Genomic DNA, 25,665 nt, shown 5'->3' with positions numbered 1-25,665 from the left:
AGGGCTATGAATTCAGGCGCATTGGTCAAAGTCGATACGCGGGGAGCGTGGATGGAGCGGGTGCTGGGCGCCCGTGGTGCCCGGCTGTTGCTGGTTGCCGGCGGCACGATTGCCCTCACCTTGTCCGCGCCGACGTCGCTGATCGAGGAACTCGCGACCGCCTCCGGCCTCAGCGAAATGGTCAAATTCTTCGCGCCGCCGATCGGTCTTGGCTCGCGCCTGTTGCTCGGCGGCATCCTTGCGCTGGTGCCTGCTGCGGTCGTCTGGACGCTTTGGGGAGCGCCTGCCGCACCGGCGGAGCCGCAACCGGACTATGAGGCCGAGCTTCTTGAAATCGAGGATGAAGACGAGATGATGCACGCGCGCAGACAGGCTTCGGGATCCGGCTGGGGCGGTGCGTTGCTGCGACTCGTGCGTGGCGGTTTCCACGACAATGGCGATGCGCAGGACAATCTGAGTCGCCGTCGCCGCGATCGGCATCCCGACGCGCCGCCGCGTCCGCCGCTCTCCGCCAGCCGCGATCTGCCGCCGCCTGAACCTGCGTCCGCCGTTGTCGAGCCTGCACCAGTCGAGGTTGCGGCCTTCGTCGCGCCCGTCGAGTCCGCGCCGAACGTTGCGGCGCCGACTCTCGCCGAGGTCATCGCGCACGCTGCGCCTGCACCGATGGCCGCGCCGGACCCGCTGTCGAGTTTTGATATGCCGCGCGCGCCCGTGCCGCTCAGCGAGGAAGAGATTGCGCACGTCGTCGCTGCCATGCCGCCACGCAAGGCGGTGACCGCTTCAACGGCGCCGTTCGCCAGGGAGAGCTGTGCCACGCTGCTCCGCACGCTCAACCTGCCGCTGATTGCCGATGCCGATCTTGGCGCGCTGGCGGCCCGCTTCGAGCGCAGCGTTGCAAAGCGCGAAGCCGTGGCTCAAGCCGCGCAGGCGCAGCAGTCGCTCGACGGCGGCATCGGCTATGCGCAGCCGGACCCGTCCGTGCGCGCGGCGTTGCGTGCCCAGCGCCCCGTCGAAATCGTGCCGCCGAGCGCGCCGGCCTTCGCTGCGGAAGCGGCCTCAGCGCAGACGGAACTGCTGCGCGTCGATGCCGATGTGGAGCATGCGCTCAGCAGTGCGCTAGCCACTTTGCGCAAGCTCACCGAGCAGGGCCGCCGCTAAGACTTTCACCAATCCTCGATGGTCAGCACGGCCAAGGTCACACTAAAGTCACACTCTGAAGCAGGCCGAACATCGTCCACGCTGATGTCCGCCACGATGTGACCGCGCAGGCTGAATTCGGCGTCGCGCAGCCGCGTCGCGAGATCGTCCGCCTGCTGCGCGGCATCGGAGCCGGAAAGCTGCAGAGAAAGACGATGCTGGGCGCCGATGAAGGTCGCGCTGCACCAGGGGCGCATCGTCGCATCGGTCACGACGACGGCCGGTCCGGCCATGTCTTCCAGCGCGGCGATGAGCTGACCCTGACAGTCCCGGCGCTGCGGCCGCGGATTGGCCGGCTGGATATGGTGCGTTTCCTTGCGCCGGATGCGGAAGCGGCGCGCGGTTGCGAGGCTCGAGAGAAGAGTCATTGGGCAGCGCCTCCTTTGTATATGTTCATGAAATGTTCTATGCGGCGCTTCATCCGCTCGGAGAGCTCGCGGCCTTTCCGCAAGTCATGGACAAGGCGCGGATCGCGCACCGATTCGCGGCCGAAGCTGGTCGCCGCCATGCCGGTGCGGCGGAGGAAAATCTCGATGCTGCGTAGTGTCGTCATGAAGGGAGTGCCTCCTTGTACCATCGACTCGAAATAGGAAGTTTCCTATCTCCTATGCAAAATCCTACTTGTCTAGGAAAATTCCTATCACTATGATGTCCGACATGGAGACATCCGATCCGCGCGAGGTTCTGGACCGGCTCATTCGGGAGCGGGGCGACAGCTATGATGCCGTGTCGCGGCTGATCGGGCGCAATCCGGCCTATATTCAGCAATTCGTGAAGCGCGGTAGCCCGCGCAAGCTGGACGAGGCGGATCGCAAGCTGCTGGCGCGCTACTTCGGTGTCGAAGAGCAGATGCTCGGCGCGCCGGGCGCGGCGACCTGGGAGCAGGCGTCGAAAGGGCGATCCGCCGCGCGAGGCCATGGCGCGCTCGTACCAGTGCCGCGACTGGCGCTGGGGGCATCGGCCGGGCCAGGGTCGCTGCAGGAGGATGAAGGGGCGGCAGGTGCCATGGCCTTCGAGCCGCGCTGGCTGCGCGATATCGGCGGGCGGCCGGACATGCTCTCGATCATCCGCGTGGACGGCGACTCCATGACCCCGACCCTGAGCGACGGCGACGACATCATGGTCGATCGCAGCGACAGCATCGATCGGCTGCGCGATGGCATCTATGTGTTGCGCATGGACGATGTGCTGATGGTGAAGCGCATTGCCCGCACGCCGCGCCGCGACCGCTTCTCGGTGATCAGCGACAATCCCCTCTTCCCGAGCTGGGACGAGGTGGACCCGGCCGGTGTGACGATCGTCGGCCGGGTGATCTGGGCCGGGCGGCGCGTCGGATGATCCCGCTGTTGACCGCGCCGATGCCAGCGGACAGGGAAGCGCCATGACCGCCGTCATCGCCATGCAGGAACCGCTGCCGCCGATCGAGGTGCTCGAGCCGCGCTGGCGTGCGCTGGAGGCGCAGGCGGACACCAGCTTCTTCCTGAGCTGGACGTGGATCGGCAGCTGGCTGCGCGCGACCGGCGCGCGGCCGGACCTCGTCAGCGTGCAGAGCGAGGATGGCGCGGACATCGGCCTGGCACTGCTCGGCCTCTCGCGTGAGGCGCGCAAGCTCGGCAAGGTGAAGACGCTGCGCCTGAACGAGGCGGGCGACGCGGAAGCCGACCGGGTCTTCATCGAATATAATGCGCCGCTCGCCGCGCGTGACCATGAGGAAGAGGTGAACGCGGCCTTCGCGCATCTGCTCGCGCGCCGGAGCGACTGGCGCGTGCTGCGCCTGAATGGCGTGGCTGACGATTGCGCGCTGATCGGCGCGGTGCCCGCGCGGCGGCGCATTCTGGTCGACGTGTCGCCGGCCTATGGCGTGGGGCTGGCGGCCGTGCGCGAAGCGGTCGGTGACTATCTTTCCCTGCTCTCCAGCAATACGCGCAGCCAGATCAGGCGCTCGCTCAAGGACCATGGCGACGGCGAGATCGGCGTCCAGCGCGCGGCGAATGCCGCCGAGCTGGCCGACTGGCTCGAGCGGATGCGCGCGCTCAACGTCGGGCGCCATGCCGACAATGCCTGGGACGCGCCGATGTTTCGCGCCTTCGCGGCGGAGATCGCCCGGACAGGGCTGGCGTCGGGCGCGGTTGATCTGTTGCGCGTCACGATTGGCGGCGACGTGACCGGCTATCTGCTGAACTTCGTCCATGGCGACCGCGCGATGAACTATCAGTCCGCCTTTGCCGAGCCGGTCAGTCCAAAGGACAAGCCCGGCCTCGTCACGCATATGGCTGCGGTTGCGCATTATGCGGCGCGCGGCCTTGCGCTCTATTCGCTGCTGGCGGGCAAGGACCGCTACAAGGAGAGCCTCGCGACCGGCGCGGAAGAGCTGCAATGGTGGCAGATCGAGCGCTTCTCGCCGGCGCTGGAAGTGGAGTATTGGCTGCGGCGTATTTTGCGTCGGTGAGGGGCTGATTTCGGACCCAGAATATCCGTCACCCCGGGCTTGACCCGGGGTCCCGCTTCTTGGACGGGAGTTCGATTTCAGAAAGTCCGCTTGATCGATATGGCGGAAAAGGCAGCGGGACCCCGGGTCAAGCCCCGGGTGACGCGGTTGGTTGGGGGTTGGTTTCCTTTACCCTCACCCCTTGGGCGTGAGCTTCAGCATCTTGCCGTTGGGGCCGTCCTGCAACAGCCAGAGCGCGCCATCCGGGCCGACGCGGACATTGCGCAGGCGCATGCCGAGCCGCCAGTGATCGGCCTTGGTCGCGGTCTCGCCGTTCAGCGACACGCGCGCGAGCGCCATTCCGGAAAGGCCAGTGATGAACAGCGAGTTCTTCCATGCGGGGAACAAGGCCGCGTCGTAATAGGCCATGGAGGCCGGGGCGAGCGACGGGTTCCAGAAGACCTTGGGCGGCGTGAAGCCGTCGGCAGGCGTGTGATCGGGAATGTCGGTGCCGTTATAGTTGCTGCCGTTGGATGCTTTGGGCCAGCCATAGTTGGTGCCGGGCTTGATGAGATTGACCTCGTCGCCGCCGAGCGGGCCCATCTCGACTTCCCAGAGGTGCCCATCGCGATCGAAGGCGAGCCCGGTCAGGTTGCGCTGGCCATAGGTCCAGATGGCGGGATGAAAGCCCTGTTTCGCGAGCGGATTGCCCTTGGCGGGCGTGCCGTCAAGATTGAGCCGCAGCACCTTGCCGAGCGTGGCGGTCGGGTCCTGCGCCGGATCGGCCTTGGCGCGCTCGCCATTCGTGAAGAACAGATATTTCTTGTCCGGCGAGAAGGCGATGCGGCCGGACCAGTGCGCGCCGCTCTCGATATAAGGATGCGCGCGGAAGATGACCTTCACGTCCTTCAGCGCGGCGCCGGTCTCGTCCAGGGTCGCGGTGGCGAGCGCGGCGCCGTTGGTTTTGCCTTCACCGGCCTCGGAATAGCTGAAATAGATCTTCTTCGACTTCGCGAAATCGGGAGAGAGGGCGATGTCCATCATCGCGCCCTGACCGGCGCTGACGACTGCGGGCGTGCCGGCGAGCGTCTTCTTCTCGCCGCTTGCCGGATCGAACAGGATCATGGCGCCCTGTTTCTGTGTCACGATGATCTTGCCGCCGGGCAGGAAGGCCATGGACCAGGGCGCGTCGAACGTGCCGACCGTGGTCATGGTGAAGGGCAGTTCGCTTTCGGGCTGCGCCGGGACCGGCGGCGAGAGCTGGGCCAGCGCCGGGCTCGCGGCGAGGAGGGCAAAAGCGAGCGACAGGCCGAGCGAACGAGAGCGCATGATCGAGGGTCTCCTGGCAGGATTGCGCGAGCCATAGCGCGCGACCGAGGGAACGAAAGCGAAAGTTGCGGGGGCTCGCCGCCGCCGGGATGATCGCCGGTGTCGCGGCAAGCAAGGTCAGAGCGGCGAGCAGGCCAGCGCGGCGGGGAAGCATGATCTCGAAATCTCCTGCTCCCCTTGATGCGCCGCGCATCGCAAACCGCCAGATCGGCGGCGCTACTTGCCTGCGAAGGCGCTCGCGGCGGCGTCCATCGCGAGCACCGGGTTGTCCGGGCCGGAATGGCGGCCCTTCAGGAACTCGTTGAGCACGCGGCGGCGGCTGAACAGCCATTTGCCGTCGACCCGGCGCAACTCGTCTTCATAGATGCCGAAGGTGCCCATCTTGAAGCTGTCGCCCGGCCCGTCATTGGCCATTTCCATCCAGAGCGACGTCGTCCAGCCACGATCGCCCTCCACGCGGATCACGGCCTGCAGCAGCACGTGGCGCAGCGTCGCGGGGCTGCCGTTCTCGATCGTGTATAATTTCCCGATGTTCTGCTTGAACCGGGTGACGGACTCGCGGATCGCATCCTGTCCGGAGTAGGTGCCGGTGGCGAATTCGAGCTCGGCGTCCTGCGTGAAGGTCGCCATGTAGGATTCGATGTCGCCATAATCCATGGCGAAGAGATAGCGGGACATGAGGTCCTCGATCTCGGCGCGGTCCTGCGCATAATTTGCGCCGTAAGAGGCTGGGGCTGTCATGTGGCGTCTCTCCTTGCTGGCGGCAAATCGCCCGGCGCGGACGACTTTGTCAACGTGGATGACGCGAAGGCGGGCCTAGTTCAGCCTCGCACGCCGATAGTCGCCCGGGCTGACACCGAACCGGCCGTGGAAGGTGCGGTTGAACAGCGGCACGCTGTTATAGCCGACGCTGTAGGCGACTTCCGAGATGGTCGACCCCCGCCAGCGCGGGTTGCGCAGATGACGCGCGGCCTGATCGAGCCGGCGGCGCGACACATAGCCGCCGAAGCTGTCTCCGCGCCGGATGAACATCGCGAGCAGCTGGCCGGTGGTGATGCCCGTCGCCTTGGCCGTACCGCGCGCACTGAGGCCCGGATCGCGGATCATCTCGTCGATATAGGCGGTCGCGCGGGCATGCACGGCCGCATCGGCATAGGGGCCGCTCATTTCCTCGCCATAGGTCTGGCTGTAGGACGTCACGAAGAGATCGACCAGCTGATGGGCGAGTACATCGGCATGAGCCGGTTCGATGCCGCGCTCGACCTGCCGCCAGAGGCTGCACGCCATGCTGGTGGCGATCGCGGCGACGCCCTTGCGCGCGCAGAGCCGGCGGCCGCGGATCGCTTCGGGGAATGGCAGATAGTCCCGCATTACATCGTCGGGCACGCGCACCAGCAGCATTCCCGCGTCGCCGCCCAGGCTGTTGCTGTGCGGCATGCCGTTGTCGCAAAAGCTGACATCCCCGCTACGCAGCACGACGTGCCGGTCGCCCTGGCTGAAATGCGCTTCGCCGCTCAGCTGGATCAGGAAGGAGTAGACGCGTTGTTGTCGCGCCTCGTCAATATGGTCGGCGGTGCGGGTGATGGTGCAGGGGCCGGTCATGTGCCGCACCATGCCGAGCTGGCCAAGGCCGCCAATATCGAGGCCGGCGGAGAAATCCCGGAAGCGCGGGATCACGTCCGCGCTGGCGAGGCGGGAGGAATAGATGTCGTTCCACGCCCGCGTGCGGCCGGTCGCGATCAACATATCCGTATTGAAGCGCTCGACAACCGAAGCTGCCGTGCTATCGCCTCTCCCCATGCTGGAATCCTATATGATATTGGTTTCGACAGTCGTAACATCGTTTCCATAATGTGAAGGTCGAGTCAACATCCTTACCTCGGACATCGAGCGATCATGTCCGGAGGGCGCGTATATGGAAAACCGCCCCACCGTTTTGCCGGTGCGGCGGTTTCCTCCTCGGGCCGGACCGCGCTGGGCGATCCGGAAATTGCCGTCAGGCCTTCAGATCGTAACGATCCGCGTTCATCACCTTGGTCCAGGCGGCGACGAAGTCCTTCACGAACTTCTCCTCATGCCCGGTCTCGGCATAGACCTCGGCCACCGCGCGCAATTCCGAATTGGAGCCGAAGACGAGATCGGCTCGGGTCGCGCGCCAGGTCTCTCCGCCACTCTTGCGATCGGTGGCGATATATTCCTGGTCGTCCGACCCATCGACCGCCTTCCAGACATTGGTCATGTCGAGCAGGTTGACGAAGAAGTCGTTGGTCAGCTGGCCCGACCGCCTGGTGAAATGGCCATGCCCACGCTCGCCATGATTGGCGCCGAGCACGCGGAGGCCGCCGACCAGCACGGTCATCTCGGGCACCGACAGGCCGAGCAAGGATGCGCGATCGAGCATCATTTCCTCGGTCTTAACGGCCAGCTTCTTCTTGCCGAGATAGTTGCGGAAGGCATCGGCCTCCGGTTCCATGACCGCGAAGCTGTCGGCATCGGTCTGCTCAGCCGTCGCATCGCCGCGACCGCCGGTGAACGGCACCGCGACGTTGAAGCCGGCATCCTTGATCGCCTTCTCCAGGCCGACCACGCCGCCGAGCACGATGGCGTCCGCTATCGACAGCGAGCCGCGCAAGCCGTCGAGCGTGCCCAGCACTTTGGCGAGCATGGCGGGCTCGTTGACATCCCAGTCCTTTTGCGGGGCGAGACGGAGGCGCGCACCGTTCGCGCCGCCGCGATGGTCGGACTTGCGATAGGTGCTGGCCGAGGCCCAGGCCGTCTTGATGAGCTGGCTGACGGTGAGGCCGCTGGCCGCGATCTTTGCCTTCACCGCCGCGACATCGGCGTCCGAGGGCATGGTGCCGGCAGGGATCGGATCCTGCCAGATCAGATCCTCTTCCGGCACTTCGGGGCCGAGATAGCGGACCTTTGGCCCCATGTCGCGATGCGTGAGCTTGAACCAGGCGCGGGCGAAAGCGTCCTTGAACGCCTCGTGATCGGCCCGGAACTTCTCGCTGATCGCGCGATAGGCGGGGTCGCGCTTCAGCGCCATGTCGGCCGTGGTCATCATCGTCGGGACCTTGATGTTCGGATCCCAGGCAGCCGGTGCCTTGTCCTCTTCCTTCTGGTTGATCGGCTGCCACTGATTGGCGCCCGCGGGCGACTTCACCAGTTCGTAGTCATAATCGAGTAGCAGGCGGAAATAATTCTCCGTCCACTCGCGCGGCGTGTTGGTCCAGGCGCCCTCGATGCCGCTGGTCACGGCATGCTCGCCGATGCCGCCGCTCTCGTGACTGCTCACCCAGCCGAAGCCCTGCGCGGCGAGATCGGCGCCCGCGGGGGCGTTGCCGAGCAGCGAGGCGTCGCCATTGCCGTGCGCCTTGCCGAAGGTGTGGCCGCCCGCAGTGAGCGCGACGGTCTCCTCGTCGTTCATCGCCATGCGCTCGAAGGTTTCCTTCATGTCGCGCGCCATGCCCTCGTCGTCATGCGGATTGCCCTGCGGCCCTTCCGGATTGACATAGATGAGGCCCATCTGGATCGCGGCGAGCGGGCCTTCGAGCTCGTGGAAGCCATGCTCGGGGGCAATGCGGGTCTGAACGCCCTGGTTCACCCATTTGTCTTCCGAGCCCCAGTATATGTCGCGCTCGGGCTCGAACACGTCGGCGCGGCCGCCGCCGAAGCCGAAGACGGGCCCGCCCATGCTCTCGATCGCGACATTGCCGGTGAGGATGAAGAGATCGGCCCAGCTGATATGCTTGCCGTATTTCTGCTTGATCGGCCACAGCAGGCGGCGCGCCTTGTCGAGATTGCCGTTGTCCGGCCAGCTGTCGAGCGGGGCGAAGCGCTGCTGCCCGCTATTGGCGCCGCCGCGGCCGTCCGCCGTGCGATAGGTGCCGGCGGCGTGCCAGGCCATGCGGATGAAGAAGGGGCCGTAATGCCCGTAGTCGGCTGGCCACCAGGGCTGGCTGTCGGTCATCAGCGCGGTCAAGTCCGCCTTGAGCGCGGCATAATCGAGCTGCTTGAACGCCTCGGCATAATCGAAATCGGCGCCCATCGGATTGGAGGCGCCGTTGGGATTGAGGATCTCGGTGGCGAGCATCTCGGGCCACCAGTCCTTGTTGGTGCGGCCGAGCAGGGAGCGCAGTCCGCCGTCTCCGTGCATCGGGCAACCCGAGGGGCTGCCAGTCGTCTTTGCGTCCATGATCGTGCTCTCCTATGGCTTTTGGGGCTGGTCTGTCGAAGATGGAGGCTACGCCTGGCGCGTTGATGACGAAAACGAACAAAGTTCGTCAGAGAGTTCTGAAAAAGCGATCACGCGGCGCGCATCATATGCAGCGCGCCATTTCGATCATGTTGAGCGGGGACCGCCTTTTGGAGCGGGCGCGGCTTAGCTGAGCTTGCGCATCACCCGGTAGCCGATCCTCGCGATCTTCTGCGCTTCGGGTTTGGCGCCGATGCTGACCAGGGGAAGCCCCCTGGCGCGCAGCAGGCGATTGAAGCTGTGCAGTTCGCCTTCCGCGACCGAACGCTCCGAACGCCAGGTGATCGAGAGGCTGATCGAGACGGCATCGCCATTCTGCACGAAATGCGGCGCCTTCACCGGGACGAGGATTGCGTCGCCCGGCGTCAGATGCACGGCATCGCCCTTGGCGAGGAAGTCCTCCTCCCATTGCAGATTGCGATGCGCCCCGGCGTGGAAGGCTTCGCTCTGCTCGGGCGGTACGAGTGCGGCATCGGCGGCAGGGAAGACCGTCATGATCTTCTCACCCTCGATCTGCATGAGGATATTGTGCTCGGGATCCATGTGGAACGGGGTGACGCTGCCCGGCGAGGTGAAGAAGATGAACGCCTCGCGATGTTCCATCGGCCCGGTGCGGCCTTTCACGATCGGCTCCAGCTCGCCCAGCAGCTCGTCGAGCAGCGCGGCATAGGCCGGGTCGCGCTCGACATTCTTGATGACGATCCAGCTCTTGTTGTCGTCGATCGTGCGGATGGTCTCGGCGACGCTGAGGCCGTTGGCAGGCGTGTCCTCCGGGCGGATGCCGAGTGGCAACGTGCCAAGATTGAACTCCATGCGCTCTTGCGGGTGCCGCTCCGCCAGCGCGGCGATCGCCTCGCGCGTCAGCAGGGGATGGCCGGTGAGGCGATGCGTCAGGCGTTGGTGGCGATCGGGATAAGCGGCGGAGAAAGCAGCGATCGCCTCGGCCGGGAAAGTGGCGGTGGTCGCGGTCATGAGCGAGCTCCAGACTTGATGCGGGCATAAGCCTGCTCGACGAGCGTCATTGCAGGCAAGGCGAGGCGGCCGGCGAGGCCGGATAGGCCCGGCTTGTTCAGGCCGATGCGATATTGCGCGATGATGCGGCGCTCGCCCCAGAGGCTGTCGATCATCGGATGATCGGGCGCGGCGCAGCTGTCCATCCAGGGGGCGACCCTGGCATCGAGCACGCGGGCGAGATTGTCCTGCTCGATCAGCACGCCTGGCGAATAGCGGGCGAACTCGGGATCGATGGCGATCTTGAACGAAAAGCCCCCGGTCGTGCTCACGAAGTTGATGAGCATGGCGATCGGCTGGCCCGCGCAATCGATGCGCAGCAGATCCAGCTGGCCGGCCTCGAAGGCGCGGGCGCAAGCCTGGCGCAAGAAAGCGCTGTCCTCGGCGCGCGAGCCGAGCGCGGTTCCCTGTTCGCCTTTCCAGCCCTTGGCCTCGAGCAGCAGGAAGGCGTCGATCCAGTGCGGCAATTCGGCGGCATCGGCGAGATGGCGGCGTTCGATCGCACCCAGCTCGGCGAGGCGCGATTGCAGGCGGCGCAATTCCTTGCGCTTCTTGGAACGGACATTGTCCATCCAGTAGGTCTCGGCGTCCTTGTCGCTGGCGAGGAGCGCGCGCTCATAACGGCCGACTTCCTCGCAGCGGCGACCCTGCGCCGCGCAGATGCGCTTGAGCGCGGCGACGGCCGGCCCTTCCGCATCGACATTGCGCAGGTGCAGGAACGTGCCGGACCAGGGCGCGGCGTCGAGCGAGGTTAGAATGGTGCGCCAGGCCTCGTCCTCCCGGCCGGCTAGGAGCAACGGCGCGCCGTAGAAACAGTGGCGGTGGAGCCAGTTGGTGGTGTTGCGTAGCGGGAAGCGGCCATGTTCTCGGCTTTGCGTGACCGGCAGACGGCCGATGATGACGCCCCGATCATCGATCGCATCAACGAGGCGGACATCGGCATCGGGATCGAGTACCGTGCAGGCGGTGTCCAGCAGGGCGGGTCCGTAAAAGGGATTGGGCTCTGCACAGCCTCCCTCCAGCCGGGCGAGCCCGTCATCGCGGGCCGCGGCCGGGGCCGCTGCCGCGCCGCTCGGCGCGTCTGACTGGATCGGCACATGTCCCACCTTCATGCCAGCGTCCATAGCGGAGACTGCTTAGCATAAGACTAAGCATAGGTTGTATCGCTATTGTCCCTCGGTCGAACGGATGAGTTGGGTTTCAGCCCATCCCCTTGAGGGGAGGGGCTGAAGGGGCCATTGCCCACTCTGTTCAGGATTCGCTTTTCCGCGCGATCCGGCAGGCGGAGATTTCCTCGGGGTCGCGGCGGGCGCCATAGGGGGTGAAGCGGGCGAGATAGCCACCTGCCGCCGTGCGCTCCTCTATGCTCACGAAGCGGAAGCCGATCGCCTCGAACTCGCAGCGCAGGAGTGCCGGTGGCGTGCCATGCTGTTCGGTGGGCCGGTTGGTGTCGACCACGACCACCTGCCCGCCTTTCTTGAGCGACGGATAGAGCCGCCAGAGGAAGGCGTAAGGCTCTGAAATCTCGTGATACATATGGACCATGAGCACGCGGTCGAAGCTGGCGTCGGGCAGCTTGGGATCGTCCGCCGTGCCGAGCTTGACGCTTACATTCTCCCAGTTTTCCTTGGTGACGCGCCGGCCGAGCTGATCGATCACTTCGGCGATGATGTCCTGCGCCAGCACCCGGCCATTCGGCCCGACGCGCCGGGCGAGGCGGACCGTGTAATAGCCTTCGCCTGCGCCGATATCGGCCACGGTCATGCCCGGCTTGATGCCGGCCTTGTCCATGATCTCCTCGGCCTCGTTGACGCGGTCGCGCGCTTCCTCGGTCGACCAGCGGGTCGAGATGATCGGCGCGACGGGGCGATCGGCTTCGGGAAATTCACGCGCCGTCGGCGGCCGGTCGGTCGGTTGCGGCGACAGGGAATCGCAGCCGGAGAGGCTGGCGGCCAGCAAGGCCGGAAGCAGCCATGCCAACCGGCCTTTCGTCATCAATCGACGTCCTCGACATCGACTTTCTCGCCCGTGACCTTCTGCGCCAGCGCGGCAGCCATGAACGGATCGAGCGCGCCGTCCAGCACGTCGTCCGGACTGGTGGAGGTGACGCCAGTGCGCAGGTCCTTCACCAGCTGATAGGGCTGCAGGACATAGGAGCGGATCTGGTGGCCCCAGCCGATCTCGGTCTTGGCCTGATAATCGGTGTTGGCCGCTTCCTCGCGCTTGCGCAGCTCCGCTTCGTAGAGCCGGGCCTTCAGCATGCCCATAGCTGTCGCGCGGTTCTTGTGCTGCGAGCGGTCGTTCTGCGAGGCGACGATGATGCCCGAGGGGACGTGGGTGATGCGCACAGCCGAGTCGGTCGTGTTGACGTGCTGACCGCCCGCGCCCGAGGCGCGATAAGTGTCGATCTTGAGGTCGCTTTCCTTGATCTCGATATCGATGTCGTCATCGATCACCGGATAGACCCACACCGAGCTGAACGACGTATGACGCCGCGCCGAGCTGTCATAGGGCGAGATGCGCACGAGACGATGCACGCCGCTTTCGGTCTTGGCGTAGCCGTATGCGTTCTCGCCCTTGATGAGCAGAGTTGCAGATTTGATGCCGGCCTGCTCGCCGGCCTGATATTCGATCATCTCGATTTTGCAGCCGCGCTTCTCCGCCCAGCGCTGATACATGCGCAGCAGCATCTCGGCCCAGTCCTGGCTCTCGGTGCCGCCCGCGCCGGCATGGACTTCGAGATAGGTGTCGTTGCCGTCCGCCTCGCCGGAGAGGAGTGCGGTCACCTTGTCCTTGTCAGCGCGCTCGGCGAGCGCGGCGAGGCTTGCGACGCCTTCGTTGGCGAGATCCTCGTCGCCTTCCGCCTCGGCCATCTCGATGAGCTCGGCCGTGTCGGTCATTTCCTGCTCGATCGAGCGGGTTGCGTTGATCGACGTATCCAGTCGTGTGCGCTCGCGCATGACCTCCTGCGCGGCCTTGGGATTGTCCCACAGCGTCGGGTCCTCGACACGCGCGTTCAGCTCGTCGAGCCGGCGCAGGGCGCGGTCCCAATCGAGCGAGCGGCGCAGCAGGGCGAGCGCGGCATTGATCTGGTCGACATGGGCCTCGGCTTCGGCGCGCATGTGTAGAGTCTCCGTCAGTCTTTTTCGGGCCGATATAGGACCAAGCGCCGCCGGATGCGACGGCGCGCGCGCAAGGTCAAGGGGATGCGGGTCTTGCGGCATGGGCGTCGGTGCCGGTTGGATGGCGTGGTGCCAGGTTTTCCGCTCGGGGGCACCATGCGATATGCGGAACGCTTCATCGCATGGTGCGCCATGTTCGCCGCTGTTCGGTGCTATTTTCCCGGTGAAACATCGTCTGCCGTGGGAGAGATTGATGAAGCGACTGACCCTTTGTGTGGCCGTGCTGTGTTCGCTGGTCGTTTCGGCACCGGCATCGGCCTTTTCCAAATTGCTCGTCTTCGGCGACAGCCTGGTCGACGCCGGCAACGCGCAGATCGGCTCGATCCTGCTCGGCCTGCCCGATCCGGCGCCGGCCGCGCTCGGCTATTATGAGGGGCGATTCTCGAACGGGCCGAACTTCGCGGACTATCTGAGTCAGTCGCTGTTCGGCATGGAGACGGTCGCCTATCTGGCAGGCGGCCACAATTTCGCTGTGGGCGGCGCGGAAGCGGCCTTCAAGCCGGGCGAAGTGTCACCGAGCTTCCTGCCCCAGCTCCAGCTTTTCCAGAATCTCGGCGAGCCGATCGCGAGCGATGCGCTGGTGCTGGTGACCTTCGGCGGCAATGATGTGCGCTCGGTGCTGACCGACCTGGGCGCGATCGACTTCACGCCCACGCTCAATGCTTTCGCGACAGGTCTAAGCGCCCTGGCCGGCGCGGGCGCGCAGACGATCATTGTGACCGGGCTGCCCGACATCGGCAAGCTTCCCGACACGCTGGCCTATGGCGATCCGGCGATCGAAGCGACGGCGACGGCGCGGACGATCGCGCTCAACGCCGCGATCGAGGGGCTGACGGTGACGCTCTCGCAACTCACCGGCACGCGAATCGATTTCTACCATGTTTACGCGCAGGAGCAGGCGTTGCGGGCCAATCCGGGCGCCTATGGACTCACCAACCTCACCGAGAGCTGCCAGAGCGGCGGCGCGGCAGCGGTACTCGGCGGCTGTGCCGGCTATCTCTATTTCGACACCATCCACCCGACGAGCTACGTCCACGCCCTGCTCGCCCAGGGCATCGTGAACCAGCTCCCGGTGCCCGAACCGGCGACCTGGCTGCTGATGATCCTCGGGCTGGGGATGACCGGTGTGGCGATGCGGCGGGGGGGAGCCGCGCTGGCCACGCCATAGCCTTTCGCGCACCAGCCGCACGAAAAGCGATTTTCGCGAACCGTCTCTATCCTCTATCAGGCCGCGGCAGCAGCGATGAAGGAGGCGGAGATGGACGCGATCGGAACGGGCAAGCTGGCGGTGATCACCGGCGGCGCAAGCGGGATCGGGCTGGCGGCGGCGCAGCGCTTCGCCGCGCAGGGCATGAAGATCTGCCTGATCGATTGGGCCGACGATGTGGCGCAGGTGGCTGCCTCGCTCGGCGGCGAGGGGTTCAAGATCGATGTTTCGGGGCGAAGCGCGGTCGATTCGCTGGCGGCCGATATTCAGGCGCGCCATGGCCCGGCATCGGTGCTGATGAACAACGCCGGCGTCGGGCGCGGTGGCGACATACTGGCCGGTGCGGACGCCTGGGCACGGGTGCTCGGGGTCAATCTGTTCGGCGTGCTGCATGGCGTGCAGGCCTTCCTGCCGGGGATGATCGCGGGCGGCGGGCCGGGCCTGGTCATCAATACCGGCTCGAAACAGGGCATCACCCAGCCGCCGGGCGACACGGCCTATAATGTCAGCAAGTCCGGCGTGAAGGCGCTGACCGAGGGGCTTGCGCATACGCTGCGCACGCAGACGGGCGAGAGGATCAGCGCGCATCTGCTGATCCCCGGCTTCACCTACACCGGGCTGACGCGCAGCCAGGGAGAGAAACCGCCGGCTGCCTGGACCAGCGAGCAGGTCATCGATTTCATGATGGACAGCCTCGCCAACGGCGACTTCTATATCCTCTGCCCGGACAATGACGTGACGCGGGCGATGGACGAGAAGCGCATCGCCTGGATGGCGGGCGACATCATCGAGAATCGGCCAGCCCTCTCGCGCTGGCACCCGGACTGGGAAGAGCGTTTCGCAGCCTTTATGGCCACCGACTGATAAAATTTTTCGAGCCGCGAGCGGCGTGCGCACGCAAGATTATTCCTGAATGTGGGAACTGAATGAACGCCGGGAGCCGCCGCCTGACGGGAAATGCGCTTTCGTTTGTGATGCTTACGAGAGTCACGTCGAAAGGCTATCATTCTATGCATCAGACGTCCTGCCAATTAAGCGCGGAATCCCGCGAAATATCCCCATTTTCTCCTTAACCAGCTTTTCATATCCCGCTGCCAAGTCGGCGCGAGATCGCCAAAACTCGTGGGGAGTGAAACGTGGATCGCAAGAAGATCAACCGCAAGACAGCGCAGGAAGCGATCCGCTTCCTCGACGCCAACATGCTGGACGCAACGCCGACCAACTATACGTTCGCCTATCTCTATCTGACGGGCGCCAACGGCTGGATCCGCAAGCAGGCCGATGGCATCATGGACGGCGGCGTCCGGCTCGCGCAGAAGGATGTCGACGACCTCATGAACATGGCGCCGGGCGAAACCGGGCATGGCGCCGCGGCGACCGCCAACAAGCCGGCCGACGACGAGCAGCAGGCGAGCTTGCGCCACCAGATGCTCTCCTTCTCCGACATCACGGCGACGGCGCTGGCCAATGCGGGCGATTTCGGCCGCGACCTGGCGCAGAGCGCGGAGCAGATCGGCACGGAGAGCAATCTCGCCGGGCTGATCGGTGCGATGATCGAGCGCACGGCGGATATGGAGCGCCGCCTCGCCGAGACGCGCCAGGAGACCGAGCGCCTGCGCCAGGACCTGGACGCGGCGCGCGACGACGCCACGCGCGACGCGCTTACCAATCTCCCAAATCGCCGCGAGATCGACCGCAAGCTGCGCGTCTTCGCGAATGAGGGCACGCCGATGGCCGTCGCCTTCTGTGACATCGACCACTTCAAGTCGATCAACGACCGCTTCGGCCATGCCGTGGGCGACCGCGTGCTCAAGGCCGTCGCCGAGACGCTGGCCCAGACCATGGAGCCGCATATCGTCGGGCGCTTCGGTGGCGAGGAATTCGTCGTCGTCCTGCCCGATGTGGATGGCGACACCGCCTTTGCGCTGGTCGAGAAGGCGCGCACAGCCGTTGGCGCCCGGACGATGCGCGTGCGGGACACGGACGAGGTGATCGGCCAGGTGACGTTCTCGGCTGGCATCGCGACCTGCCGGGACGACCCGGAGGACGCACTCCGCCAGGCCGACGGCCTGCTCTATGAGGCGAAAAACAGCGGGCGCAACCGGACGATCTATAAGGCTGCGGCCTAAACCGGCGTGATCGCTGAATGTGCGCGCTTTCCGCCCTGAGCGCGTTGGCGCGGCGCGACTGCTATAGGGTGCGACTCAAGTCACGGTGTTTCCACTCGGGCAGAACGCCTCAGTAAATGCCGCCCTGATCGCCCGCAAAGTCGCGGCTGGTATCGCGACGCGACACGCGCGCGGCGGCGACGTCCTGCTTGGCGCGCTCGGCCAGCTCGTCGCGGCGCATCGAGATGCGCGGCTCGGTCTCGGGCTTGAACGCTTCGAAGATGATCGCGGATTTCGGATCGGTCGACGGCCAGCCGCCATAGACACGCTTGCCGGTGCGCCGATCGATGCGGACCATGCGGACGCCGGCCGGCGCCACGAACGGCGTCTTGGGCATGTCCTTGAGGATCGGCTCCATGGCCGAGCGCCAGATGGGCGCGGCGGTATTGCCGCCCTGCACATAGCCGCCCAGATTGCGCGGCTGATCGTAACCGAGATAGACGCCCGCGACGATATCGGGCGAGCCGCCGACGAACCAGGCGTTGGTCGGACCATTGGTCGTGCCGGTCTTGCCAAAGAGCGGCCGGTCCATGTCGCGCAGGCGCGTCGCGGTGCCGCGCTGGATCACGCCTTCGGCGATGTGAACGACCTGATAGGCGGTCATCGGGTTCATGGCCTGACGACCGCCCTGCGCGAAGCGGGGCATGGACTTGCCGTCCCAGTCGCTGCCGTTGCACCCCTGGCAGGGACGCCAATTGGCCGGCCAGATCACCTTGCCGCGGCGATCCTGCACATAGTCCATGACCTTGGGGGTCAGCTGGCGGCCATGATTGGCGAGCATGGCATAGGCATTGACCATGCGCTCAACCGTGGTGTCGCCGGCGCCGAGCGCGAAAGCGAGATAGGGCTGATAGTCGCCGATGCCCATGTCCTTGATGGTCCGCACGACGCGCGGCATGCCGGTCTGCGAAGCGGCGCGGACGGTCATGAGGTTGCGCGACTGCTCGACGCCCCAGCGCATCGTCTGCGCGCCGCCGCCGCCGCCGGAGAAGTTACGGAAGCACTTCTGGCCGAGATTGGCGCCCTGCCAGACGCAAAAGGGCCCATCGACAATGATCGAGGCGGGCGTCATCCCGTTGTCGAGCGCGGCGGCATAGACGAACGGCTTGATGGTCGAGCCGGGCTGGCGCATCGCCTGCGTAACGCGATTGTAGGACGAGAGGCGGGAATCGAAGCCGCCCTGCATGGCGTAGATGCGGCCGTTGTGAACGTCCTCGATCATCAGGCCGCCCGAGACGCCGGGAATGTTGCGCAAGGCATAGGCATTGCCTTCCGGCTTCACCGCGATCACGTCGCCGGGCTTCAGGCTATCGAAGGTGACGCCGTTCGTGCGCCGATCGACCAGCATGGCGAGCGCGCGGGGCAGGACCGAGGTGCGCCCGCCGGGCAGGCCGATGTTCGCCTCCGTCGCCGATTTGTCGAGTATGACCGCGACGGTCCAGTCGGCATAATCGACGCCGACATTGGAGACAGCCAGATCGCGCTGCCAATTGGCCGGATCGACCTTCGCGATGGGGCCAGACCAGCCCTTGCCGGCGTCATAGCGCAGCAGGCCTTCGCGCAGGGCTTTCGTCGCCTGTTCCTGCATGAAAGGGGCGATCGGCGAGCGGACCCAGAGGCCGCCGGCATAGACGCTGTTCGGCCCATGTTCGGCCGCCTCGCCGAACTGAGCGATCAGGCGGCGGCGGATTTCCTCGATATAATAGCCCCCGATATTGCTGTATCCGGTGCCGCGCTGGGCCACCGTGCCGAGCGGCTCCGCCTGGGCAGCCGCCATCTGCTGCCGGGTGATGAAGCCGTTCTTCTGCATCTCGCCCAGCGCCCAGTTCCGCCGCTCGAGCGCGCGGTCCATATGGACTTCGGGGCGGTAATTGGCCGGGCCTTTGGGGAGAATGGCGAGATAGGCCGCTTCATGCAGCTTGAGGTCGCCCACATCCTTGTCGAAATAGGCGCGGGCGGCCGCTTGCACGCCATAAGCGTTCCGGCCGAGAAAGATCTGGTTGAGGTAGAGCTCGATGATCTGCTGCTTGGTCAGTACGTCTTCCATGCGCCAGGCGAGGATCGCTTCCTTGAGCTTGCGGACATAGCTCACTTCGGCGCCGACCAGCAGATTCTTGGCGACCTGCTGCGTGATGGTCGAGGTGCCGCGCGGCGTGCTGCCGCTCAGCAGGCCTTCGCCGGCGGCGCGCACGAGGCCGGGGAAATCGAGCCCGTGATGGCTGAAGAAGGTCTTGTCCTCGGCCGAGAGATAGGCGTTGATGAGGACCGGCGGGAAATCGCTGTACTGGAGCTGCACGCGGCGCTCGCGGGCGAAGCTGTAGATCGGCTTGCCCTCATTGTCGCGCACCACGGTCGGCAGCGGCGGCTGATAGTCGAGCAGGGTGCGCGCATCGGGCAGGCCCCGCGCGAAGAGCAGCCAGAACAGGAAGATGAAGACGATGAACGCGCCCAGCCCATAAGCCGGCCAGCGCCAGCGGCGTCGCTTGAGCAGCGCCCGCATGCGCTGGAGCAGTCCCGGTCCGCCTTCGCCGCGCTGAAGGCGGAAGCTGGTCGCCTCACTGGTCGCTTCGTCCATCCGCGCCACCTAGACCATTTCCCCCGGCTGAGGGAACCGGTTTTGCGGTAGGCGTTCGCTGCGCGTCGAAAGGCGGTGGAGAAATGACGTAAGGAGCCGGCGTTCGTCTATATTCGCGTGGAGCGAGCTGATAGGCATGAGCAGCATGCGTCTGCTCCTCGCCTTCATCCTTCTGGCGCTCCCGCTTCCGCCGCTTCTGGCCCAGTCGGCTGATCTCGGCCCGCATGTCGCAGCAATACTGAAGGAAGCGCCGGCCGGGACGCGGATCGGTCTGCTGGTGACGACGCTGGAAGGCGCGGAGGTGCTGGCCGTCGCGCCGGACCAGCGCTTCATTCCCGCGTCCAACACCAAGATGTTCACGACGGCGGTGGCCTATGCGCATCTCGCGGCGCTCGACGGTGCGGCGCGGGGGACCGGTGTGGTGCTGGAAGGCGCTGAGAGCCGGCCCGATGTGGTGCTGCTCGGCCGGGGCGATCCGCGTCTGTCCAGCGCTGCGGATTGTATGCAGACCTGCCTTGCGGCGCTGGCCGATGCGGTGGCGGCGCGGACGATGCGGGTGAACGACATCATCGGCGACGATCGCTGGTTTCCGGACGAGCGCTGGAGCCCAGGCATGAGCTGGAACAATATCCCCACTCGATCGGGCACCGGCACCTCGGCGCTGACGCTCGACGACAATGAACTGGCCGTGCTGGTCAGGCCGGCGGCTGTGGGCGCAGCGCCGACGGTCGAGGAGCTGCGCTATTTCACGCTCGACAATCAGGCCCTCACGGTGCCCGGGGGCGAGGTCAAGATTGGCTGGTGGCGCGATCCGGGCGGCTTCACGGTGCGGCTGATGGGGACGATCGGTGCCGATGCGCCGGCTGAGCGGCTGCGCTTCGGCATCGACAATCCGGCGCATTATGCGGCCTGGCGCCTGCGCGAGTTCCTCGTGGCGCGCGGGGTCGACGTGAAGGGCCGGCTCCTAACCCGGCATCGCCCGGTTCTGCCGCAGGACGATCCGGCTGAGCGCACGGGGCCGGTCGCGCCGGCGCCCGCCGATGACGGCATGCTGGCGACCGTGCCCGCCTCGCCGGTCGCCGAGGATGTCGCGATCATCAACAAGCTCAGCCAGAATCTCCATGCCGAATTGCTGCTGCGGCATCTCGGGCGCCTCGCCGGCACCGGCTCGATCGCCGAGGGGTGGGCCGTCATGCAGGCCGTGCTGGCGCAGGCGGGCATGCCGGAGAATGGCGTCGATCTTTCCGATGGGTCGGGTATGTCGAGCTATAATCGCATCACACCACGCGCGGCTGTGACGTTGCTCGGCTGGGCCGCGCGGCAGAGCTGGGGCACGGCCTGGCGCGAGAGCCTGCCGGTCGGCGGGCGCGACGGGACCTTGCGGCGGCGTTTTGCGGGCACGGCGCTTGATGGGCGCATCTTCGCCAAGACCGGCTCGCTCAACGCGACCAATACGCTGAGCGGCTATCTGCTCGCGAAAAGCGGACGGACACTCATCTTCTCGATCCTCTCCAACGATTGTCCCGATGGCGAGACCGACAAGGCGATCGCGGCGATGGACAAGGCGCTGCTGGCGATTGCGGAGGCGAACTAGGTGCCGTCGAGGTCGCCGAGCTTGCGTGCTTCGCGAACGAACTCGTCCATCACGCCCCCGCGGCTGTCGACAGCCTTGATCCGATGTGCGCGGCCATTGCGGCATCGAATGACGAGCGTCGCCGCCTCTCCGCGTTTTGCGGGCGCGGCCGAAATGTCCTGGACCTCAGACCAAGCTATCGGCGCGATGCCGGTCGTGCGGTGCGGTACAAGGCCGGTCTCGGTTGCCGTAATCGCGATGTCGTCGGCCATGCGCCTGACTTGCCGGACCAGCTCGAAGGCCATTGCTGCGGCACACAAGGCGAGCGGGATGTTGAACGGGCCTATATTCATATCACGAACGGCGCGGAACAGACGTCCGGAACGGCCCTCGTCGAGCGCGTCGAGCATGGAAGGCATGAAGGCGGCCAGCCCGAACATGACGATGGCGACGACCATGAGCGGTAAAAGGCAGCCGATGCACCCGGTGTTCCACCGCAGCTGGGCGTTCATCGCCCGACCGACGCCCGCGCGAAATGCATCGAGATCGCCGCCGCCACGCCCTTCGCGAGCTGGAGGCGGCCATCCTTGGTCGCCATCCAGCGCGCATCCTCGTCATTGCTGACATAGCCGGCCTCGAACAGGACCGAGGGTGTGTCGGGCGACTTGAGCACGATCAGCGATGCGAAGCGATGGTGCGGATTGCGGAAGCGGAAATGCGAGACGGCCTCGCGGTGCAGCAGTTCGGCGAATTTGGTCGAGGATTCCATCGTCTCGCGCTGGGTGAGGTCGATGAGGATGGAACTGACGGCATTGCTCTTGTCGGAGAGATCGACGCCATTGAGGATATCGGCGCGGTTCTCGCGCGCTGCAAGGCGCGCGGCCTCGCGATCCGAGGCGACGTCCGAGAGCGTGTAGACCGTGGCGCCGCGTGCGCCCGGGTGCTCGGCGGCGTCGGCATGGATCGAGATGAACAGGCTGGCGCCCAGCTTGCGGGCGAGGCCATAGCGCTCCTGCAGGACGAGGAAGCGATCGTCGTCGCGGGTGAGGGCGACGCGAATGCGGCCAGTCTTGAGCAGTTCTTCCCTGATAGCGCGCGCGATGGCGAGGGTCAGATCCTTCTCGCGAATGCCGAGTGCGGGATTGTGCGCGCCGGGATCGTGCCCGCCATGGCCAGCATCGATCACCACCAGCGGCCGTCGCGGATCGCGCGGACCTTCGACCGGCGGCAGTGCGATGCTCGGCGCAGCATCGGGGATGCGCACGACGATGCGGCCGCGCGTCGGCGGCTTGCTCATCCGCGCGGGCGCTCCCATATCGGATTGCGTGATCGGCTGCGTGATCGGCTGCGGGGGCACAAGCGACTGAACGGGCGCTGGAACAAGGAGCGCGATCAGGGCTGCGGACAGGACCATGAGCATGGCATGTGCCGCGAGCGCGGGCCGTGCGTCCAGTCAAAATCGTTCCAGCGTCTTCACGCCACGGGTGGGCGGGACAATGCGATGCGATCGGCGCCGCCGCGCAATTTCTTTTCATCGTTGCCCTGCAGTCAAAGCCCTGCTAGCGCTTCGCACTTCCGAAACGGTCCCATGTCCGAAACAGGGGCTGGACCATTTCATCGGAGAAACATCGTCTTGCTGGCAACGTCTTGCTGACACGCCTTGCGGACGATTGGACAGGTTGATGTTGCAATGGGGCATGGCTTGACAAGCTCAGAGCGCGCAGAAGCGGGCATCGGGCTGCGGGCGCACCTTGGGTCTTTTGCCGCAGGAAGCGGACATGCCTTTGCAGCAGACGCAAACAATTTCGTTGAAACCGGAGCTCGCTCCGCCGTCGCCGCGTCGATCCGACGCGCCGGGCCGCGCGCTCCCTCATTATGCCGGATCGCCACGTTCCCAATGGGAGCGCCGCGATGACCGGCTGGAGATGCTTGAATGACAATGCGTATGTTGATCGATGCGCGCCACCGGGAAGAAACCCGGGTCGCGGTCGTAACGGGGAACCGGATCGAGGAGTTTGATTTCGAATCAGCCGAGCACAAACAGCTCAAGGGAAATATCTATCTTGCCAAGGTCACGCGCGTAGAGCCGTCGCTGCAGGCAGCTTTTGTCGATTATGGCGGCAATCGCCACGGCTTCCTGGCTTTTTCGGAAATCCATCCCGACTATTACCAGATTCCACGCGAGGACCGCGAGGCACTGCTGGCTGAAGAAGCCGCGCACGCCGCCGAGGAAGCCGCCCTGCGCGGCGAACTGGACGATGACGACGAGGACGGCGAGCATGATCACGATCATGATCATGCCGGCGACGTCGAGATCGTCGAGCGCCCGGACCATGGCGACGACGAGGACGAGGACAGCGAGCATGCCGAAGCCAAGCCGGCGCGGCGCAACGGCCGGGCCGCCGACAATGCGGCTGCCGATGAGCTGAAGCACAAGCGCATGGCGCTGCGCCGCCGCTACAAGATCCAGGACGTCATCAAGCGCCGCCAGGTGCTGCTCGTCCAGGTCGTCAAGGAAGAGCGCGGCAACAAGGGCGCGGCGCTGACGACCTATCTGAGCCTCGCCGGCCGCTATTGCGTGCTGATGCCCAACACCAGCCATGGCGGCGGCATCTCGCGCAAGATCAGCAACGCGACCGACCGCAAGCGCCTGAAGTCGATCATCGCCGACATGAAGCTGCCCTCGAGCATGGGCTGCATCGTGCGCACTGCCGGCCTCTCGCGCACCAAGACCGAGATCCGCCGTGATTTCGACTATCTTGCACGCCTGTGGGACGAGATTCGCGAGAACACGATCAAGGCGTCGGCGCCGGCGCTGATCCACAATGACAGCGATCTCATCAAGCGCGCGATCCGCGACATCTATCATCGCGACATCGAGGAAGTGATCGTCGAGGGCGATGAAGGCTATCGCCAGGCGAAGGACTTCATGAAGCTGCTGATGCCGAGCCATGCCCGGCGTGTGAAGCAATATGCCGATGCGGTCTCGCTGTTCCAGCGCTTCAGCGTCGAGGATCAGCTTGCGGCGATGTACAATCCCGTCGTGCAGCTGCGTTCGGGCGGCTATCTGGTGATCAACCCGACCGAGGCGCTCGTCTCGATCGACATCAACTCCGGCCGTTCGACCCGCGAGCATAATATCGAGCAGACCGCCACCGCGACCAATCTGGAAGCGGCGCGCGAGATCGCCCGGCAGCTCCGCCTGCGCGACATGGCGGGCCTCGTCGTCATCGACTTCATCGACATGGAGCACAACTCCAACATCCGCAAAGTCGAGAAGGCGATGAAGGAAGCGCTCAAGGACGACCGGGCGCGCATCCAGGTCGGCCGCATCTCCGGCTTCGGCCTCATGGAGATGAGCCGTCAGCGCCTGCGCACCGGCGTGCTCGAAGCATCGACCCGTGCCTGCCCGCATTGCGAAGGCACGGGCCTTGTCCGCACGGCGTCTTCGGCCGGTCTCTCGGCGCTGCGCATGCTGGAGGAAGAGGCGGCGCGCGGTCGCGGCAGCCTCATCACCCTGCGCGCGAGCCAGGAAGCGGCCTTCTACGTGCTCAACAACAAGCGCCGCGAACTCGACGAGATCGAGAACCGCTATGGCGTGACGATCATGATCCTGCCCGACGGCGAGGTCGAGGGCGCGCGCATGTCGGTCGAGGCCAGCGGTCCGCGTCCGACGATGCAGGTAAGCTATGCGCCCATCGTCGAGCCCCTCGACTCCGAAGACGAAGAGGAAATCTTCGAGGAAGAGGACGAGGAAGAAGAAGAAGAAGAAGAGGAAGCACGGGACGAGCCGCGTCGCGCCGCACGCGACGGCGATCGGGATGACGCCGGCCGCAACAAGCGCAAGCGTCGCCGTCGTGGCCGTCGTGGCCGTCGCGATGGCGAAGAAGGTCCAGCCGAGGCCGCTTCCGGCGAAGCCGGTGAAGAAGACGGCGAGAGCGAAGGCGAAGGCGATACCCGCGAGGAAGCCGAAGCCGGCGCGCCCGAATCGGGCGATGATCAGCCGCGTCGCAGCCGTCGTGGCCGTCGTGGCGGCCGCCGCCGGCGCGGTGGCCAGGGCAACGGCCATGCCGAGGCAGGTGACGCGACCGACGCAGAGGTGCCGAGCGAGGCCGAGCCGGTCGCGGCGTCGCCCGAGCCGGTCGTCGAAGAGGAGGCGCCTGCTCCGGCGCGTCGCCGCAGCAGCCGCAAGGCCGTTCCGGCAGCAGAGGTCGATGCGGAAGCCGCTGTCGAGGTCGAGGTTTCGCCCGAGCTGACCGACGCGCCCGTCGCCGAGGAAGCGCCTGCCGCCGAAGAAGCCGCGCCCAAGCGCCGCACGCGCCGCAAGGCTCCGGCTGCCGCAGCCGCGCCGGTCGAGGCGGAAGCGTCGTCCGCGCCGGAACCGGTTGCTGAGGCTCCGGCTGCAGAGGAGCCGACCACACGGGAGGAGGCTCCTGCGCCCAAGCGTCGTCCGCGCCGCAAGGCAGCGGAACCCGTCGCGCTCGCGGCTAGGTCCGATGAGCCCGCCGAGACCATGGTTGCGGATGCGCCAGAGGTCGGGGACGCAGGCGCCGATGGTGAGGACGCCGATGGCACTCCGCGCCGTGGCTGGTGGCAGCGCACGTTCGGAGCGTGACCGGCCGGCGCCCGCCTCGGGCCGAACCCGTGCTGCGGACCGTTGTGTCGGTCCGTCAGCCGGGGTTCAGGCTGCGGCGGGCATAGGCCGCCCGATGGCTTTCCCGATTCCCTCGCTCGCCG

The 25,665-nt window shown here is 66.0% G+C and carries 21 protein-coding genes; 8 read left to right on the top strand and 13 right to left on the bottom strand.

Annotated features, from left to right (window positions below; all coding sequences use genetic code 11):
- Positions 1-51: 51 nt before the first annotated feature.
- Complete coding sequence (locus tag KM135_RS06310) at positions 52-1,158, top strand: hypothetical protein (protein WP_221713148.1); 1,107 nt, start codon at positions 52-54, stop codon at positions 1,156-1,158.
- Positions 1,159-1,163: 5 nt separating this feature from the next.
- Here the strand turns inward: KM135_RS06310 and KM135_RS06305 are convergent, their stop codons facing one another.
- Together KM135_RS06305 and KM135_RS06300 are read right to left on the bottom strand one after the other, a co-directional pair.
- Positions 1,164-1,565 (bottom strand): hypothetical protein, encoded by a 402-nt coding sequence (locus tag KM135_RS06305; RefSeq protein WP_221713147.1) that lies wholly within the window; start codon positions 1,563-1,565, stop codon positions 1,164-1,166.
- On the bottom strand, positions 1,562-1,750 hold the full coding sequence (locus tag KM135_RS06300) for a hypothetical protein (protein ID WP_221713146.1): 189 nt from the start codon (positions 1,748-1,750) through the stop codon (positions 1,562-1,564). The genes KM135_RS06305 and KM135_RS06300 overlap by 4 nt, the downstream gene beginning before the upstream one ends.
- A gap of 104 nt (positions 1,751-1,854) precedes the next feature.
- On the opposite strand from KM135_RS06300, the gene KM135_RS06295 reads away from it, so the two are divergent.
- Complete coding sequence (locus KM135_RS06295; RefSeq protein ID WP_246605798.1) at positions 1,855-2,535, top strand: S24 family peptidase; 681 nt, start codon at positions 1,855-1,857, stop codon at positions 2,533-2,535.
- Between the two features lie 43 nt (positions 2,536-2,578).
- Positions 2,579-3,646, top strand: coding sequence for a GNAT family N-acetyltransferase (locus tag KM135_RS06290; RefSeq protein ID WP_246605797.1), 1,068 nt, complete (start codon positions 2,579-2,581; stop codon positions 3,644-3,646).
- 174 nt (positions 3,647-3,820) lie between these two features.
- Here KM135_RS06290 and KM135_RS06285 read toward each other — a convergent pair whose 3' ends face one another.
- From KM135_RS06285 to prfB, 8 genes are all read right to left on the bottom strand, one after another.
- Positions 3,821-4,954 carry a PQQ-dependent sugar dehydrogenase gene (locus KM135_RS06285; RefSeq protein ID WP_221713144.1) on the bottom strand — a complete coding sequence of 378 codons (1,134 nt, stop codon included), beginning with the start codon at positions 4,952-4,954 and terminating at the stop codon, positions 3,821-3,823.
- Between the two features lie 216 nt (positions 4,955-5,170).
- Positions 5,171-5,695: a nuclear transport factor 2 family protein gene (locus tag KM135_RS06280; protein ID WP_221713143.1), complete on the bottom strand. Its 525-nt coding sequence runs from the start codon at positions 5,693-5,695 to the stop codon at positions 5,171-5,173.
- Positions 5,696-5,770: 75 nt separating this feature from the next.
- Positions 5,771-6,754 (bottom strand): AraC-like ligand-binding domain-containing protein, encoded by a 984-nt coding sequence (locus tag KM135_RS06275; protein ID WP_221713142.1) that lies wholly within the window; start codon positions 6,752-6,754, stop codon positions 5,771-5,773.
- A gap of 196 nt (positions 6,755-6,950) precedes the next feature.
- Positions 6,951-9,152: a catalase/peroxidase HPI gene (katG, locus tag KM135_RS06270; protein WP_221713141.1), complete on the bottom strand. Its 2,202-nt coding sequence runs from the start codon at positions 9,150-9,152 to the stop codon at positions 6,951-6,953.
- Positions 9,153-9,338: 186 nt separating this feature from the next.
- On the bottom strand, positions 9,339-10,184 hold the full coding sequence (locus KM135_RS06265) for a cupin-like domain-containing protein (RefSeq protein ID WP_221713140.1): 846 nt from the start codon (positions 10,182-10,184) through the stop codon (positions 9,339-9,341).
- Positions 10,181-11,335: a GNAT family N-acetyltransferase gene (locus KM135_RS06260; RefSeq protein WP_246605796.1), complete on the bottom strand. Its 1,155-nt coding sequence runs from the start codon at positions 11,333-11,335 to the stop codon at positions 10,181-10,183. Before KM135_RS06260 ends, KM135_RS06265 begins: the two co-directional genes overlap by 4 nt.
- A gap of 139 nt (positions 11,336-11,474) precedes the next feature.
- Complete coding sequence (locus KM135_RS06255) at positions 11,475-12,218, bottom strand: class I SAM-dependent methyltransferase (protein ID WP_221713138.1); 744 nt, start codon at positions 12,216-12,218, stop codon at positions 11,475-11,477.
- Entirely contained in the window at positions 12,218-13,345 is a 1,128-nt protein-coding gene (gene prfB / locus KM135_RS06250; RefSeq protein ID WP_221713137.1) for a peptide chain release factor 2, read from the bottom strand. Before prfB ends, KM135_RS06255 begins: the two co-directional genes overlap by 1 nt.
- A gap of 253 nt (positions 13,346-13,598) precedes the next feature.
- On the opposite strand from prfB, the gene KM135_RS06245 reads away from it, so the two are divergent.
- From KM135_RS06245 to KM135_RS20140, 3 genes are all read left to right on the top strand, one after another.
- Positions 13,599-14,573 carry an SGNH/GDSL hydrolase family protein gene (locus KM135_RS06245; RefSeq protein WP_246605795.1) on the top strand — a complete coding sequence of 325 codons (975 nt, stop codon included), beginning with the start codon at positions 13,599-13,601 and terminating at the stop codon, positions 14,571-14,573.
- 90 nt (positions 14,574-14,663) lie between these two features.
- Entirely contained in the window at positions 14,664-15,476 is an 813-nt protein-coding gene (locus KM135_RS06240; protein WP_221713136.1) for an SDR family NAD(P)-dependent oxidoreductase, read from the top strand.
- A gap of 272 nt (positions 15,477-15,748) precedes the next feature.
- Positions 15,749-16,741: a GGDEF domain-containing protein gene (locus KM135_RS20140; protein WP_221713135.1), complete on the top strand. Its 993-nt coding sequence runs from the start codon at positions 15,749-15,751 to the stop codon at positions 16,739-16,741.
- A gap of 109 nt (positions 16,742-16,850) precedes the next feature.
- Here the strand turns inward: KM135_RS20140 and KM135_RS06230 are convergent, their stop codons facing one another.
- Positions 16,851-19,355, bottom strand: coding sequence for a penicillin-binding protein 1A (locus KM135_RS06230; protein WP_221713134.1), 2,505 nt, complete (start codon positions 19,353-19,355; stop codon positions 16,851-16,853).
- A 136-nt stretch (positions 19,356-19,491) separates the two neighbouring features.
- Between KM135_RS06230 and dacB the strand changes: the two genes are divergently transcribed.
- Entirely contained in the window at positions 19,492-20,949 is a 1,458-nt protein-coding gene (gene dacB, locus KM135_RS06225; protein WP_246605794.1) for a D-alanyl-D-alanine carboxypeptidase/D-alanyl-D-alanine endopeptidase, read from the top strand.
- Here the strand turns inward: dacB and KM135_RS06220 are convergent.
- Both KM135_RS06220 and KM135_RS06215 read right to left on the bottom strand, forming a co-directional pair.
- Positions 20,946-21,386 (bottom strand): hypothetical protein, encoded by a 441-nt coding sequence (locus KM135_RS06220; protein ID WP_221713133.1) that lies wholly within the window; start codon positions 21,384-21,386, stop codon positions 20,946-20,948. The genes dacB and KM135_RS06220 overlap by 4 nt on opposite strands.
- A 50-nt stretch (positions 21,387-21,436) precedes the next feature.
- Positions 21,437-22,381 carry an N-acetylmuramoyl-L-alanine amidase family protein gene (locus KM135_RS06215; protein WP_425517016.1) on the bottom strand — a complete coding sequence of 315 codons (945 nt, stop codon included), beginning with the start codon at positions 22,379-22,381 and terminating at the stop codon, positions 21,437-21,439.
- A gap of 480 nt (positions 22,382-22,861) precedes the next feature.
- Here KM135_RS06215 and KM135_RS06210 point away from each other — a divergent pair, with 480 nt between their 5' ends.
- Positions 22,862-25,543 (top strand): ribonuclease E/G, encoded by a 2,682-nt coding sequence (locus KM135_RS06210; protein ID WP_221713131.1) that lies wholly within the window; start codon positions 22,862-22,864, stop codon positions 25,541-25,543.
- Positions 25,544-25,665: the final 122 nt, after the last annotated feature.

It is taken from the genome of Sphingobium xanthum (assembly GCF_019737615.1).
GTDB lineage: Bacteria > Pseudomonadota > Alphaproteobacteria > Sphingomonadales > Sphingomonadaceae > Sphingobium > Sphingobium xanthum.
This window is presented reverse-complemented; position numbering and strand designations above follow the sequence as displayed.

Coding starts and splice junctions, on each gene's coding strand:
- KM135_RS06310 (WP_221713148.1), top strand. CDS start 52: ATGGAGCGGGTGCTGGGCGCCCGTGGTGCCCGGCTGTTGCTGGTTGCC.
- KM135_RS06305 (WP_221713147.1), bottom strand. CDS start 1,565: ATGACTCTTCTCTCGAGCCTCGCAACCGCGCGCCGCTTCCGCATCCGG.
- KM135_RS06300 (WP_221713146.1), bottom strand. CDS start 1,750: ATGACGACACTACGCAGCATCGAGATTTTCCTCCGCCGCACCGGCATG.
- KM135_RS06295 (WP_246605798.1), top strand. CDS start 1,855: ATGGAGACATCCGATCCGCGCGAGGTTCTGGACCGGCTCATTCGGGAG.
- KM135_RS06290 (WP_246605797.1), top strand. CDS start 2,579: ATGACCGCCGTCATCGCCATGCAGGAACCGCTGCCGCCGATCGAGGTG.
- KM135_RS06285 (WP_221713144.1), bottom strand. CDS start 4,954: ATGCGCTCTCGTTCGCTCGGCCTGTCGCTCGCTTTTGCCCTCCTCGCC.
- KM135_RS06280 (WP_221713143.1), bottom strand. CDS start 5,695: ATGACAGCCCCAGCCTCTTACGGCGCAAATTATGCGCAGGACCGCGCC.
- KM135_RS06275 (WP_221713142.1), bottom strand. CDS start 6,754: ATGGGGAGAGGCGATAGCACGGCAGCTTCGGTTGTCGAGCGCTTCAAT.
- katG (WP_221713141.1), bottom strand. CDS start 9,152: ATGGACGCAAAGACGACTGGCAGCCCCTCGGGTTGCCCGATGCACGGA.
- KM135_RS06265 (WP_221713140.1), bottom strand. CDS start 10,184: ATGACCGCGACCACCGCCACTTTCCCGGCCGAGGCGATCGCTGCTTTC.
- KM135_RS06260 (WP_246605796.1), bottom strand. CDS start 11,335: ATGAAGGTGGGACATGTGCCGATCCAGTCAGACGCGCCGAGCGGCGCG.
- KM135_RS06255 (WP_221713138.1), bottom strand. CDS start 12,218: ATGACGAAAGGCCGGTTGGCATGGCTGCTTCCGGCCTTGCTGGCCGCC.
- prfB (WP_221713137.1), bottom strand. CDS start 13,345: ATGCGCGCCGAAGCCGAGGCCCATGTCGACCAGATCAATGCCGCGCTC.
- KM135_RS06245 (WP_246605795.1), top strand. CDS start 13,599: ATGAAGCGACTGACCCTTTGTGTGGCCGTGCTGTGTTCGCTGGTCGTT.
- KM135_RS06240 (WP_221713136.1), top strand. CDS start 14,664: ATGGACGCGATCGGAACGGGCAAGCTGGCGGTGATCACCGGCGGCGCA.
- KM135_RS06230 (WP_221713134.1), bottom strand. CDS start 19,355: ATGGACGAAGCGACCAGTGAGGCGACCAGCTTCCGCCTTCAGCGCGGC.
- dacB (WP_246605794.1), top strand. CDS start 19,492: ATGAGCAGCATGCGTCTGCTCCTCGCCTTCATCCTTCTGGCGCTCCCG.
- KM135_RS06220 (WP_221713133.1), bottom strand. CDS start 21,386: ATGGTCGTCGCCATCGTCATGTTCGGGCTGGCCGCCTTCATGCCTTCC.
- KM135_RS06210 (WP_221713131.1), top strand. CDS start 22,862: ATGACAATGCGTATGTTGATCGATGCGCGCCACCGGGAAGAAACCCGG.